The following is a 13,826-nucleotide window of genomic DNA, read 5'->3' on the forward strand; positions in this document are numbered from 1 at the left end:
CGTAACGATGGACGAGCCTTTACTCACGGTAGATAACCTGACCGTTAATTATGAAACAGACGATGGTATTGTGCAGGCGCTGAACGGAGTCTCCATTTCTGTGGGGCAGGGAGAGACACTTGGTTTGGTCGGGGAGACTGGGGCGGGAAAGACAACCCTTGCAAGGGGAATCATGCGCCTGGTTCCTTCTCCTCCGGGAAAGATCAAATCCGGATCAATCATGTTCGAGGGTAGGGACTTGCTGAAGCTGAGCGAAGCCGAGATGCGAACTGTTCGCGGTAAGTCCGTTTCCATGATTTTTCAGGATCCGATGACCAGCCTGAACCCGATCTTGAGCATCGGCGAACAGATACAGGAGGTGATTGCCACCCACAATCGGGAACTCTCGAAGGAAAAGCTGCGGAAGCAGGCAAACGATATGCTGGAATTGGTTGGAATCTCCGCAGATCGGGCACATGAATTCCCTCATCAGTTTTCCGGTGGGATGAAGCAGCGCGTCATTATTGCCATCGCCCTTGCCTGCAATCCGAAGCTGTTAATTGCCGATGAGCCGACCACGGCTCTGGATGTGACCATCCAGGCGCAGGTTTTGGACATGATCAGGACCCTGAAGGAAAAGATGAACACGGCCATGCTCCTTATTACCCATGATCTTGGGGTTGTAGCCCAGAACTGCAACAGGGTGGCGGTTATCTATGCGGGAGAGATTGTCGAAATGGGGACCATTCGCCAGATCTTCAAGAATCCGACCCACCCATACACCATTGGGCTGCTCGAATCGATCCCTTCTCTTGCAAAAAAAGAGGTTCATCGCCTCAATCCGGTTAAGGGAATGATGCCCGATCCCACCAATCTGCCGGTGGGGTGCAAATTCAACCCCCGATGTAAGCATGCCTTCGAACCATGCTATGGCAAGGTACCACCTCTTACCGATATTGGCGCTGGTCAGCTGGTCAGATGCTATCTCGCAAAGGAGAGGGGTTGATATGGCAGAAAAACAGGAGATCCTGAGAGTCGAGCATCTGAAGAAATACTTTGATACCCCCTCGGGGTCGCTTCATGCGGTTGATGACCTTTCCTTTTCCATCAACAAGGGAGAGACCCTCGGAGTAGTCGGCGAATCGGGCTGTGGTAAATCGACCCTCGGCAGAACCATCCTTCGGCTTCACGAACCGACAAGCGGGAACATTTGGTTCGAAGGCCGGGAAATTAACAGTTGCAACAAACGGGAGATGAAAAATCTGCGTAAGCATATGCAGATCATTTTTCAGGACCCCTTTGCCTCTCTTAACCCCCGTATGACCGTGGGAGAGACCATTTCCGAGAGCCTTCTCATCCAGAAGCTTGTTGGAAGGAAAGACAAGGCCAAGCTCGAGAAAGAGGTAACGGAATTGATGGATATGGTGGGTATTGCCCCCAGGCTCATCAACAGCTATCCCCACGAGCTGGATGGCGGCAGGCGACAGCGGGTTGGAATTGCCCGGGTACTTGCCCTCAGGCCGCAGTTTATCGTGTGTGATGAGCCGGTGTCCGCCCTTGATGTCTCGATTCAGGCACAGGTACTCAACCTGATGCAGGATCTTCAGGAGGAATTCGGCTTTACCTACCTGTTCATTACCCACGATCTTTCGGTGGTGAAGCATCTTTCCAATGAGATTTTGGTTATGTATCTGGGAAAGATGGTGGAAAAAGCCCCGGCTTCCGCGCTTTTTGCCAATCCGCTCCATCCCTATACACAGGCCCTGCTATCGGCCATTCCCGTTCCTGATCCAGATTTTCCAGTCAGCCGTATCTTACTGGAAGGGGAATTGACAAGCCCTATCGATCCAAAACCGGGGTGCCGGTTTGCGCGACGCTGCCCTAAGGCAACGGAGGCGTGCCTGAAGGGGGATATTCCCTTTATTGAGGTTGAGCCGAACCACTTTGCGGCTTGCATCATGATTGGTAAGACTTGATAGCCCCGCTTTGCAGGGTAAAACGATATCAAGAAAAAGGAGAGAAGCATGAAAAAAGCTCTGACATGTTTGCTGTTCTTGCTCATCGCCTGCTCGTTTGTTTTTGCTAATGGAGCAAGTGAAGCATCCGCCGCTTCAGGTGGGTACAAGGACACCATCACCTTTGCACAGGGAGCGGACGTTACCTCGTTTGATCCTCACATTGGAAAGGAAACTCCCGCCGTGGCCGTGACCAACCACATCTACGATACCTTGGTGGATATCGATTCGGTCAGCGGTGAGGTGGTTCCTCAGATTGCTGAACGATGGGAACAGATTTCCGATGTTTCCTACAGGTTTTTCATCCGTAAGGGATTGAAATTTCACAATGGCGAGGATCTTACTGCCGATGATGTAAAATTCTCTCTTGACCGGGCCATTGCCAGTGCAGCAGTCTCTTACATCGTTGATTTTATCAAGGATGTAAAGATTGAGGACGACTATACCGTAGTGGTGACCACCAAGGCTCCCTATGCCCCTGCCCTGCGTAACCTTGCGGTTCCCTTTGCCGCCATTGTTCCGAAGGACTATGTGGAGGCAAATCCCGACATCCTCAAGACCAAGCCCGTCGGTTCGGGGCCGTATAAATTTGTCTCATGGGCCCAGAGTGACAGCTGTAAGCTTGAGGCCTTCGACGACTATTATGCCGGTGCTCCGAAAACCAAGTACCTGGTTATGAAGGTTATTCCCGAGGCTGCTCAGAGGACCATCGCGCTGGAGACTGGCGAAGTGGATCTTTCCTATGATATTCTTACCTCCGACCTGAAGAGGGTAAGAGAGAACGAAAAACTTACCCTTTACGAAGCACCCTCCCTTACCTGTTTCTATATCTCCATGAACATGAGAAAGAAACCCTTCGATAACAAGCTGGTCCGACAGGCGATCAACTACGCCATCGATCGGCAGCTTTTGGTCGATACGGTAAACAGCGGTACCGGTGCTCCCGCCGATGCGATTATTGCTCCGGCGGTTTTCGGCTACTACTCTCCGGGACAGTATGACTACAATCCCGAGAAGGCTAAAAAACTGCTTGCCGAAGCCGGTTATCCGAACGGCTTTTCCTGTAGCCTTTGGGTCAATAACAACCAGACCCGTGTTGAGATGTGTCAGGCGATTCAGGAGATGCTCAGAGAGGTTGGTATCACCTGCAAGATCGAAGTAATGGAATTTGGTGCCTTCATCAGTCGTTCCACCAGCGGTGAGCACGATATGGCTTACTTCGGCTGGGTTACCTCCACCAAGGACGCTGATTACACCTACTACTCCCTGGAGCACTCATCACAGCAGGGTGCAGCCGGAAACCGTACCTTTATCGCCGATCCCGAGGTCGACCGCCTTATCGAGCTTGCCAGGACCAATACCGATACGGACACCCGTCGCGAAGCGTATAAGGATCTTGCAATTCTGCTCAAGGATATTGCCAACAACGCTCCGATTATTTATACCGCAATTACGGCGGGTTCGAGCAATAAGGTCGAGAACTTTGCTCTCGACCCCATTGGATATCACAAACTCGAAGGTGTCACCGTTCATAATTAGTCGTTCATATTTCGGGAAAAGGGGCCCAAAAGGGCCCTTTTCCCATCTATAGGAGGAGAGCATGTTGTTATCTGAAATGACTTGGCCGCAAGCCGAGAAGTATTTCAAGGAATCGGATTTAGTCATTATTCCCATCGGAAGTATCGAATGCCATGGAAAGCATATGCCTTTGGGGACCGATACTCTTATTCCGGACAAAATCATCGAACTTTTGCGTAGGCAGGAGGACCGATTTCTTATTGCGCCGACCATTCCTTACGGTGCCTGTGAAAGCTTGTACCCCTTCCCTGGGACCGTCAACCTGGGAACGGATCTTCTGTACGAGCTGATGAAAACGATTGTGGAAAATCTGAAACGACACGGAGCAAAGAAATTCGTTGTGCTGAATGGGCACGGTGGAAATATTAAGGCGCTGGAACGTATCGGCTACGAGTTGGATGCGGATGGCTGTCTCATGGCGATTCTCAATTGGTGGCTCAATGTTTGGGAGATGAACCCCGAATGGAAGGGCGGGCACGGCGGTGGTGAGGAAACGGCAGCCGTTATGGCCATTGATCCCGACCTGGTCGACCGCTCTTATATCGATTTACCCCTTGAAATCACCGATCTCTCCGATACCATCAAGGGATCCGGTTTCAATACGGTGCAGTACGACAATATCACCGTTACGATTCCGAGGCTGACCAATCACGTAACCAGCAACGGCTGGATCGGACCTGATCATCCCAAATATGCCACCGTCGAGTGGGGGAGCGAGATGCTCCAAACCTTTACAAACTTCATGGTTTCCTTCCTGAAGGAATTCGAGAAGGTGGAACTGTAGGCAAACATGGACAAACAAGCAAGTATACGGAGAATTCAGCGCCTGAGCGACGCAAACGGCATCTCGGGATTCGAGGATGCGGTGGTAGAGCTTATTAGGCAAGAGGCAGAGGATCTTGGGAACTTCAGTGAAGACAGCCTCCGCAATCTTTATCTGGAACGCAGCGGCAACGGAAAGGATAGACCCGTTCTCCTTCTTGATGCTCATACCGATGAGGTAGGCTTTATGGTGAAGGCGATCAGGCCTGACGGGATGCTGGAGTTCATTACCATCGGAGGGTGGGTTCCTTTCAATATCCCTGCACATTTGGTCAGGGTACGTAACAGAGACGGTCTCTACATCCCCGGCGTGGTCGCAAGTAAGCCTCCCCATTTTCTCACCGAAGCGGAGCGCAAGGCTCCTCTGGAGGTTAGGGATCTGGTTATTGACGTCGGTGCAAGTTCGGCGGAAGAGATTGAGCATGAATATCTGATAGAGATAGCCGCTCCGGTGGTTCCTGATGCCCACTGCAGCTACGATGAGGTGCATGATATCCTCATGGGCAAGGCCTTCGACAACCGCCTCGGATGTGCGGCCGTTGTTTCCGCCATGGAAGAGCTCCGGGGGGATGAGCTGCCGCTTAATATAGTAGGGGCCTTTGCTTCTCAGGAAGAGGTCGGGACCCGAGGGGCCGCCGTTACGGCACAGCGTGTTACTCCCGATCTTGCGATCGTTTTTGAGGGGTGTCCCGCCGACGATACGGTGGTTCCCGCTTATCAGGCACAGACCGTGCTGAAGCGCGGGCCGATGCTTCGTCACATCGATGCCCGTATGATTACGAATCCCCGCTTTCAGCGCTACGCGCTTGATATAGCCAAGAGGGAGGCTATTCCCGTGCAACGCGCCGTTAGGACCGGTGGTGCAACCAACGGTGCCCCTATTCATCTTTCCAATCAAGGAGTTCCCGCCATTGTTGTTGGTATTCCCGTTCGCTATGCACATACCCATTACGGGATATCCTCATATAGCGACTTCGCCCACGGGGTTGAGCTTGCAGTGAAGATCATACGGAATATTACACACGATATTATTGCTGGTTTTTGACATGGGTATTGGAAGGATGTTTCCACTGGAAGCGGTGGGCAACAAACGGCAGGAGTATCCTGCTTCCCTTGGTTCCGATGTGTGTTTTTGCATGTCCGGACGATGCGCAATCTATGCATGCTTACTGGATTTTTTGCCTTCAGATAGCCGGCGGGTGGTCTACGCGCCGGCATATACCTGCGAAACGGTCCTTGCTAGCTACCTGAAGGCCGGCTATTCCTGCAGGTTTTACGATATTGATCCGGAAGGATTGCGACCCCGGTTCCGCGAAGAAGAACTTGATGAAGTTTCGCTTCTTTCCCTGTGCGGATATTACGGTGTTTCCACCTATGATCGGGAATTCGTGAGGAGATGCGCCGAACGCGGCATTGTTATTATACACGACACGACACATACTCCTTTTCAGCCGGACCCTGCGGCGGATTACATTGCGGGCAGCATGCGAAAGTGGATGGGGATAGCCTGTGGAGGAATTGCCGCGAAACGAAAGGGACATTTTTCGATCTCCCCCCTTCCTGTAGATCCAGAACATCTTGCCGGACGCTACGCTTCCCTTGAGTTAGCCGGAAAAGCACAAAAGGGTGATTTACATGCGTCCTCCGAGGCTTCATCCGTTTTCTGGGAGACGGAACTGGCTCTCAGAAAAAGTTTTGATGCCTATGGCAGCGATGAACAATCTCGACGAATTCTCGAATACTATCCCTATGACGATATGATTGCACGAAGACGGGCAAACTACGGCCTTCTGCTGGGACTTCTCGGTCCTCCGACGGGCTGGGCACCTGTTTTCCCACTCCTGCCTGAGAATGCGACACCAAGCCATTTTTCACTTTATGCGGATGACCGGGAGGACCTGCGTTCCTTTCTTGCCCAGCGGGATGTCGCTACTACCGTCTACTGGCCCATTCCCCCGATGATTGGGGACATTTCTTCCTACCCCGGGGCAGAGTGGATCTATAATCATATCTGCTCGATCCAGATTGACCAGCGCTACGGCGCCGAGGATATGCGACTGCTTGCTTCCTGTCTTAATGCGTACAGCAGGATCTGACTCCTACTCTTCGTTCTTCTCTTCTCGCACCTGAAACCGTGCGACCAGTTCCTCCAGTTCCCTGACACTGCCGGAGTTCTGATCCCCTGCATTTGATACATTCTGGGCCGCCTGGGCAATTTCGAGAATCCCAAGGGCCATCTCTTCCATGCCTGCCGTCGACTCTGCAGAGATATTCTGGAGGGTTTCCAGACTGGATGTGATGGCGGCAACCTTCTGGTCCATTTCACCCGACGAATTTTGCACGTCCTGGGTTATTTGAACCAGAGAACCCAATGCCTCAACAATCTGTCCGCTACCGATGGAAAGCTCCTGGGTAGCATTTTGCATCTCGTTCATGCTTCGGGAGACTTCCTTGATCATTTGGAGCATCCTGTCGAACATTTCTCCGGTCCGCTCGGTTGATTTGTCCGTAACGGAGATATTCTCGATAACCTCTTTCAAGCTTTTGGAGATCTCTTTTGCGGAGTTTGAACTCGATTCGGCAAGGTTCCTGATTTCGTCGGCAACAACACCAAAACCCTTACCTGCTTCTCCTGCATGGGCCGCTTCAATTGCAGCGTTCATTGCAAGGAGGTTGGTTTGGCTGGCAATAGCGTCGATCACCTCGATCATCTCCATCATGACATCCGCAGATTCAGCCACCTTTTTCATGACTTCCCGGGTGATTCCCATTTCGCTGCTGCCCTGTTCAGAGGTATGCTCAAGCTCTTCGGCAATTTTCAGTTTTTCGGCACTGGAATGGGCTATAGAGTTGATACTTGCGGACATCTCTTCGATTGAAGCCGAAGATTCGGTAATTGCCGAGGCCTGACTCTGAATCTGTTCATTGACCCGCTGGATAAAAACTCTTACCTCGTCGGCCGAGCTTTTTGAGGAATGGACCTCCTTATCCAAATGGTGCATTTGGTTTTTCATCTGATCGCTGTTTGCTCTAATCTCCTCCACGGCAGCCGCTGTTTCGGTGGAGCTGGATGCAAGGTCTTCACTGATACTTCGGGTATTCCTGGTTACCTTTCCGATATCGAGAATCATTCCGTGGAGTGAAGAAACAAATTTATTGAAGTAATCCGAAAGTTGCCCGATTTCGTCCCTTGAATCGACACCGCTGCTTACGGTGAGGTCTCCGGCACTGACCGCTTCGAAGTTCTGGATATAGTCTTTCAACGGTCTGGTAATCATTTTAATGCTGAACCAGAGAAAGAGGCCGAGGAGGAACATAATCGAGAGCGAGAGAAGCGTGATTTGTATCGCCGCCTTGGTCGTCGTGGCTTTTGCAGCTTCCAGGCTGCTTATGATCTCAAAGGCCCCGTGGATTTCACCCACCTGCCATCCCTCTTTTATCCCACCGATGGGATCGGGGGTTCCGGCCGGTGAGCCGTGGCAGAGAAGACACTCCTGGGTCAGCTTAATGGGGCGAAAATAACGGATCTGGTTTTCCTCGTAGATCACTTTCTCTTCGAGGCCTTTTGCTTTCAGCTCTTCAAGAACCTTTGCCTCGAGTTCCGTCGGTTCGTTCTCCGGGTTACGGGGTGAGACCTTCGGAACACGAAACTGATAGTTGGCCTTTTCAGCATTTTCTTTTGCAATACTGATGGCGGTGATGATGGGAACGGCTTCGAGTAGTTTATCCCTGTCGCCCTCGGCGGCAAGATCATCAAAATTTCGAATGACCCCCATATTGATTTTATGGGCCATATTCTCTCGTGCTGCTTCCGCAGTGTAGACTACCGCATGGCTTTTCTCCAGGATTGCTTTTTCCGCCTGGCTTCCAATCGCATTGGTAAAAACCACAGAGAAAATAACAGAAAGGGTGACAATACCCAGCAGTGTAATGGTCAAAATTTTAGCCGTGATGGGAATGTCTTTAAAGCGGGTCATGGAACTCCTCCGAACAGGACACTTTATTTCTTATTTTATACGTTTTCCAGCAATTTGATAAGAAAGCCCCAAAGCTTTTCCACCGAGGGAATATTGAGCCGTTCTTCCGGAGTATGCACCCCCAGCATTTCCGGCCCAAAGGATATCATTTCCATACCCTCCAGTTTATCGCCGATGACACCGCATTCCAACCCCGCATGGATGGCGGCATGGACGGCTTCTTCACCGGTAAAATCTCGGTAGATTCGTTTACATTCGGCAAGGAGTTTACTGTTCGGATTGGGCGTCCAGGCAGGATAGCGTGAATAGTGGCGCACCTGACCGCCTACGACACATATTGCAGCATTCACCTTTGCAGCTATGTCGTCAAGAGCACTCATGATCGAGGATCGCTGACTTGTTAAGACCTTCACCGTCGTACTACAGCAATCCTTTTGGGTTTCGATTGCTGCAAAGTTGGTACTTGTTTCGACCAGGCCCTCAATACTCCGGCTCATTGCCGCCACTCCGTGGGGCATGATACGCAGCATATAGCATATTCGGTCTGTAGACGAAGGGTCGAACTGTTCGTCGGCTTCGGTATCCTTTTCAAAGATGAGGTTGAATCCCGGTGCGTTATCGCCCAATTCCGCTTTGATCTCTCTTCCGATTGTTTTCGCCAGCTTCTCTGCTTCGGCGACTTTTTCCTTTGAAAGGGTGAAACGGGCATGACATTCTCTGGGGATGGCATTATGTTTTCCCCCTCCGTTGATGGAAACGAGATTGAAATCTCCCAACTTCCGCAGTTCCCAGAGCAGCCTGCCAACGAGGTCGATGGCATTGCCACGACCGAGATGGATTTCGCCTCCCGAATGTCCACCTTGGAGCCCTTCAATCGTCAACGTATAGCAGACACGCCCTTGGGGTACTGCCTCGCTTGTAATCGGCAACATTCCCTCGGTGTTGACACCTCCCGCACAGCCGATGTAAAAGACCCCCGGTTCCTCCGAGTCGAGGTTGAGAAGGATTTTTCCTTCGATTATGGAGGGATCAAGACCCATTGCCCCGGTTAAGCCCGTTTCCTCGTCAACGGTAAAGAGTACTTCAATAGGACCGTGGCTGATTTCATCAGATGCAAGGACTGCCAGGGCCATGGCAACCGCAATGCCGTTGTCGGCTCCCAGGGTCGTTCCGTCGGCTTTGAGCCAGTCGCCGTCGACTACAAGTTTGATAGGATCAACGGTAAAATCATGCTTGGTCGTACGATTTTTTTCGCATACCATATCGAGGTGGCCCTGGAGGACTACTCCGGGATGGGCCTCCTTACCGACAGAAGCACCCTTCTTTACCGCAATATTGCCCGCCGCATCGATTTTCCAGGCCATATGATGCTCTTCTGCGAATTGCCGGACATAATCACGAACCGCTGCCTCGTTGCATGAGCAACGGGGAATCTTGCTGATGGTCTGAAAATAATGCCAGACCGAAGCGGGTTTTCTTCCCTCCAAAGGGTTATTATTCATGGATGGCTCCTTAGTTTGTATCGTTACGCCACTATAGTACCATATACCGGTGCGAGCTCATATCTTTTTGACTGAAAATTAAGAAAAGGGGGCCGATTTTTGTCACGTGAGGGACTATCCTATTAGTATCTTTGAAGCTTTAAATTGAGAAGCCTGATAAAAAAATGATGAAAAAAATAGGACAAACTATTGACGGTTTAAAATGAGATGGGTATTTTTTGTTACCGAACGGTCGGTAACTTTATATGACAGATAAGCAGAAACGAAGAAGAGAAGAGATCATCGAAACTGCATTTCGGGTGTGGTCGGAGAGCTCGTTTAAAAAGACCAGCCTCTCAGCCGTTGCAACGCGTATGGGAATAAGCAAAACAGCGTTGTATCGCTACTTTTCGGGAAAAGAGGCGTTGCTTCAGGCCATGGAAGAGTATTTTCTTCGTTTGTACAACCACTTATGTGATGAAGTGATCAGGCATCGAGACGAAAGGAGTGTTGCAGAGGCCCTGGAGGCGTATAACCGCATTTTTGTAGGTTTTTTTGCGCGGAATTCTCATTACCTCCGGTTTGCTCAGATTCGCTTTATCAGAAAGCCCCAAGTCGGGGATTCCTTTCTGGCCATGACCTTTCGGAGAAATATGGATCTTTTTCCTGCTGAGCCTCTTGCAAGGGAATTCGGCTGGAGAATGGCGCAGATACCGGTTATCGTTCGTTATATACTGTCGGTTTCGAATTTTCTTCTTGCCGTCGAACACTGTGGAAACGAAGAAATAGCGGGGGGTGCTGAGAGCCTTCTGGAAGTAAATCGCCGCTTGATTATCTCGGGTATCAGCTTGAACCGTGATCGTCAGATACCCGATTTTCAGATGATCGAGGAGCGATGTATCCTTTCCGAGGGGGATTTTCCCGAAACCGATCGGGTGACTTATGCCGTAAGCGAGGTGGTTGCTGAGAATGGTCTTTGGAATACCACGGTGGAAAAAATCGCGCATCGGCTGGGGATGAGTAAAAGTAGTCTTTACTTTTACTTCGAGAATCGTGACGAGATGCTGTGGAAATTGATTGAGCAGGAGCGGCAGGCTTTTGGCGCGTTGGTCATTAGGGATATTGAACCAATGGAGTCCTTTTCCGATCAGCTCTATGCTTATTTTGTATTGCATGCGCGCTATTTGTGGGGACGGCCGGAGTTTTTAGCAACGATGAACTGGTATCGCTTCCAGGATATCGCTTTCCATCCCCCTGAGGATCCGATCTCCAGCGTGATCAGATTTTATCGATTTGTCGAAGAGGCAGTTGAAGCGGGCGTTATGTCGGAGAAGGTCCCTTTGCTCAGTTTTCTTCGTCTTTTAAATTTTTTGCTGATGCAGGAGCTTTCCGAACATTTTCGACGCGGTAATGATTTTAATCAGCTTTTTCCGATCCTGCGGACGCTGCACCAACTTTTGCTGTATGGAGTACAAGGAGCGTAAATAATGAAACATGCTTGGTTCTTGCTATGCGCGGCGATGTTGTTTCCCGCCGCTCTGTTTGCCGGCGGAAGCCGGGAAAGCGGGACTGATACGGATTTTTCTTCTCTTGACGAATTGAAAGAGTTTGCAACCCCCTCTTTGGATGAGAACGCGATAGAACGGGCGGTGAACTCGCAAGCTCCTGCGGATATCGCAGACGGAGCAGGTGAGGCTGCATTGCTTTCCAGGGAACGCATGCGGCAGAAGGAGGAGTTGACCGTTGATGTGGAGAAGGCGGTAGGTCTGGCACGGGAATACAACCTGAGTCTGAAGTCCAGCCAGCTTGGTCTTGTTAAGAAGCGCCGGGCCCTGAGCACGGTCTGGAACAGTTTTCTTCCGACGTTACAGGTTTCAACGACGCTGAAGAGGATGAATGAGGCACCAACCAGTTTTGATTTTACTACCTTTTCGGCCTATGAGCTTTCCCGCTGGAATCAGAGCTTCGGAGTCGATGCGAATCTTTATTTGAATCTGGCACTTTTCGACGGAATTACCGCGACGAGGTTGAATTATGAGTCGGGACTTGTCGATTATGAGCAGGCGCGGAAGCAGCTTGAGCGGGATGTGCGCAAGAACTTCTACAACCTCTTGTTGATGCAGCAGAACCGGGATCTCTTCGTGCAGCAGATTGCCGCTGCCAAGGACCGTTACGATCAGGCGAGGATCAACTACCAGAATGGTCTGGTTCCTGAACTGACGATGCTCTCGGCCAGGGTCGCCTGGGAGAATTTGAAGCCGACTCTGGAGTCGATGGATCTTAGTTACGATCAGGCTCTTTCCGGTTTCAAGATGACCTTGGGGCTCTCCCAGGATACGGAGCTGCATCTCGACGGTGAGATTTCGGCCGATCCCATCGCTCTTGAAGCCGATCCGCTGATCGATCAGTACCTTACCGGAAGGCTCGATATCAAGTCGCTTCTGTACAATCTCAAGAACTTGGATGTACAACGTCGTGCGACCATCTCCCAGGCCTTTACCCCGGGTCTTACCGTAGGCTGGAGCTATGATCCGACCATGAACGACCCTTTTGGCGGGGATTATTTCAATTCGGACAGCTGGGACCAGCAAAGTGGGATGTTCCGAATCACGGTTGCGATGAATCTGGAGGGGTTTCTGCCCGGCAGCAAAACAAAGGTTGAGCTGGCCGGTATAGAAGACGATAAGAGGAGCCTTCGGCTCAGTCTGATGCAGGCGATCGAGGGAGCCGAAATGGAGATTGATTCGCTTGTAAAACAGTTGAACCATTCGAAAAACAGCATGGATAGCCTTAAACTTAATATCGAACTGGCAGACCAAGCGTATCGAATGGCGGAGGAGGCCTACCGTGCCGGAAGCCGGGAACTTTTAGAGGTGCAGAATGCCGAGATCGAGCTCAATAATGCGAAATACGAGCTGCTGAAGGAGAAGTACAACTACGTGACAGGCTTGTTGGACCTTGAATATGCGTTAAATACAACGCTGGATAAGATAAAGGAAGGAAACGATGAATAGGAAAACCGCAGGGCTTTTGCTGATGCTCTTTGCACTGCTGATCTTTGTTACCGGATGCGATAAGCTTCCCGGTCGGGGAAACAAGGAAAATGCTACCGAAGCAGGATCTGAGAAGGATGCAGACGAGAACACGGAAACGGTCTTTGCCGTGAGTGTTACCGAAGCAGTTACGGGCCAGATCTACAACTATCTCAATGTAAATGGCGATGTCGTTTCAAAGACGACGGTCGATACCTATCCCGATGTAGCGGGAAAGGTAAGCAGGATTCTGGTAGCAGTGGGGGATACGGTTCGGAAGAACCAGGTTGTTGCGGAGGTGGATCCCTCAAAACCCGGTATGAACTATGCGGCAAGTCCGGTGAAGGCTGCCATTACGGGGACAATAACCAGTATTCCCGTGGAAGTCGGTTCCATGGTAAGCCAGCAGTCTCCGATTGTGAGAATCAGCAGGATGGATGAGTTACAGATCAAAACCTATGTTGCCGAACGCTTTATCAGCAGGATGAAGCTGGGGCAGCAGGCTTTGGTTAGTCTTGATGCCTTTCCCGGCAAAACCTTCATGGCCAAGGTTGTTGAATTGAGTCCCATGGTGGACGCCTCCAGCCGAACCATGGACCTGAAGCTTGATTTTGTCGGTTCTACCGATGGGGTGAGAGCCGGAATGTTCGCTAAGATCAAAATCATTACCGAGGACAAGGAAGGGGTCGTAAAAATTCCTTCGGCAGCGGTTATCGAACGCTTTGGTGAAGACTATGTCTTTGTAATAAAAGATGAGTCCAGTGTTGAAAGGCGTAAGGTGACGGCCGGTATTGAGATCGATGGCAAGCAGGAGATCCTGGAAGGGCTTTCCGGTGGTGAGACCACCGTTATCAGGGGCCAAACACTTCTTGAAGACGGCTCTTTAGTGAAAGTCGTTCAGAAGGTAGAGCCTCTGCCCGTTAAAGATTCTATCGACTAATA

11 protein-coding genes are annotated in these 13,826 nt (G+C 50.8%); 9 read left to right on the forward strand and 2 right to left on the reverse strand.

The genetic code is table 11. From position 1 onward, the window contains the following. Positions 1-7: 7 nt before the first annotated feature. From SPIRS_RS00130 to SPIRS_RS00155, 6 genes are all read left to right on the forward strand, one after another. Positions 8-985: an ABC transporter ATP-binding protein gene (locus tag SPIRS_RS00130; protein WP_013252651.1), complete on the forward strand. Its 978-nt coding sequence runs from the start codon at positions 8-10 to the stop codon at positions 983-985. 1 nt (position 986) lies between these two features. After that, positions 987-1,955 carry an ABC transporter ATP-binding protein gene (locus SPIRS_RS00135; protein ID WP_013252652.1) on the forward strand — a complete coding sequence of 323 codons (969 nt, stop codon included), beginning with the start codon at positions 987-989 and terminating at the stop codon, positions 1,953-1,955. Between the two features lie 48 nt (positions 1,956-2,003). Continuing rightward, entirely contained in the window at positions 2,004-3,533 is a 1,530-nt protein-coding gene (locus SPIRS_RS00140) for an ABC transporter substrate-binding protein (protein ID WP_013252653.1), read from the forward strand. A gap of 61 nt (positions 3,534-3,594) precedes the next feature. Then, complete coding sequence (locus SPIRS_RS00145) at positions 3,595-4,356, forward strand: creatininase family protein (protein WP_013252654.1); 762 nt, start codon at positions 3,595-3,597, stop codon at positions 4,354-4,356. Between the two features lie 6 nt (positions 4,357-4,362). Further along, complete coding sequence (locus SPIRS_RS00150; RefSeq protein WP_013252655.1) at positions 4,363-5,439, forward strand: M42 family metallopeptidase; 1,077 nt, start codon at positions 4,363-4,365, stop codon at positions 5,437-5,439. 1 nt (position 5,440) lies between these two features. Continuing rightward, a complete protein-coding gene (locus SPIRS_RS00155) occupies positions 5,441-6,490 on the forward strand; it encodes a PLP-dependent aminotransferase family protein (protein WP_013252656.1) in 1,050 nt (349 codons plus the stop codon). 3 nt (positions 6,491-6,493) lie between these two features. Here the strand turns inward: SPIRS_RS00155 and SPIRS_RS00160 are convergent, their stop codons facing one another. Continuing rightward, positions 6,494-8,371, reverse strand: coding sequence for a methyl-accepting chemotaxis protein (locus tag SPIRS_RS00160; RefSeq protein ID WP_013252657.1), 1,878 nt, complete (start codon positions 8,369-8,371; stop codon positions 6,494-6,496). A 35-nt stretch (positions 8,372-8,406) separates the two neighbouring features. Next, positions 8,407-9,873: an aminoacyl-histidine dipeptidase gene (locus SPIRS_RS00165; RefSeq protein ID WP_013252658.1), complete on the reverse strand. Its 1,467-nt coding sequence runs from the start codon at positions 9,871-9,873 to the stop codon at positions 8,407-8,409. Between the two features lie 245 nt (positions 9,874-10,118). On the opposite strand from SPIRS_RS00165, the gene SPIRS_RS00170 reads away from it, so the two are divergent. The 3 genes from SPIRS_RS00170 to SPIRS_RS00180 are packed head-to-tail and all read left to right on the forward strand — an operon-like array spanning position 10,119 to position 13,824. Beyond that, positions 10,119-11,336 carry a TetR/AcrR family transcriptional regulator gene (locus SPIRS_RS00170; protein WP_013252659.1) on the forward strand — a complete coding sequence of 406 codons (1,218 nt, stop codon included), beginning with the start codon at positions 10,119-10,121 and terminating at the stop codon, positions 11,334-11,336. Positions 11,337-11,339: 3 nt separating this feature from the next. After that, the gene (locus tag SPIRS_RS00175) at positions 11,340-12,866 is read left to right on the forward strand and encodes a TolC family protein (protein WP_013252660.1); all 1,527 of its coding nucleotides are present in this window, start codon (positions 11,340-11,342) and stop codon (positions 12,864-12,866) included. Further along, complete coding sequence (locus SPIRS_RS00180) at positions 12,859-13,824, forward strand: efflux RND transporter periplasmic adaptor subunit (RefSeq protein ID WP_013252661.1); 966 nt, start codon at positions 12,859-12,861, stop codon at positions 13,822-13,824. The genes SPIRS_RS00175 and SPIRS_RS00180 overlap by 8 nt, the downstream gene beginning before the upstream one ends. Positions 13,825-13,826: the final 2 nt, after the last annotated feature.

This window comes from Sediminispirochaeta smaragdinae DSM 11293 (assembly GCF_000143985.1).
Taxonomy (GTDB): Bacteria; Spirochaetota; Spirochaetia; order DSM-16054; family Sediminispirochaetaceae; genus Sediminispirochaeta; species Sediminispirochaeta smaragdinae.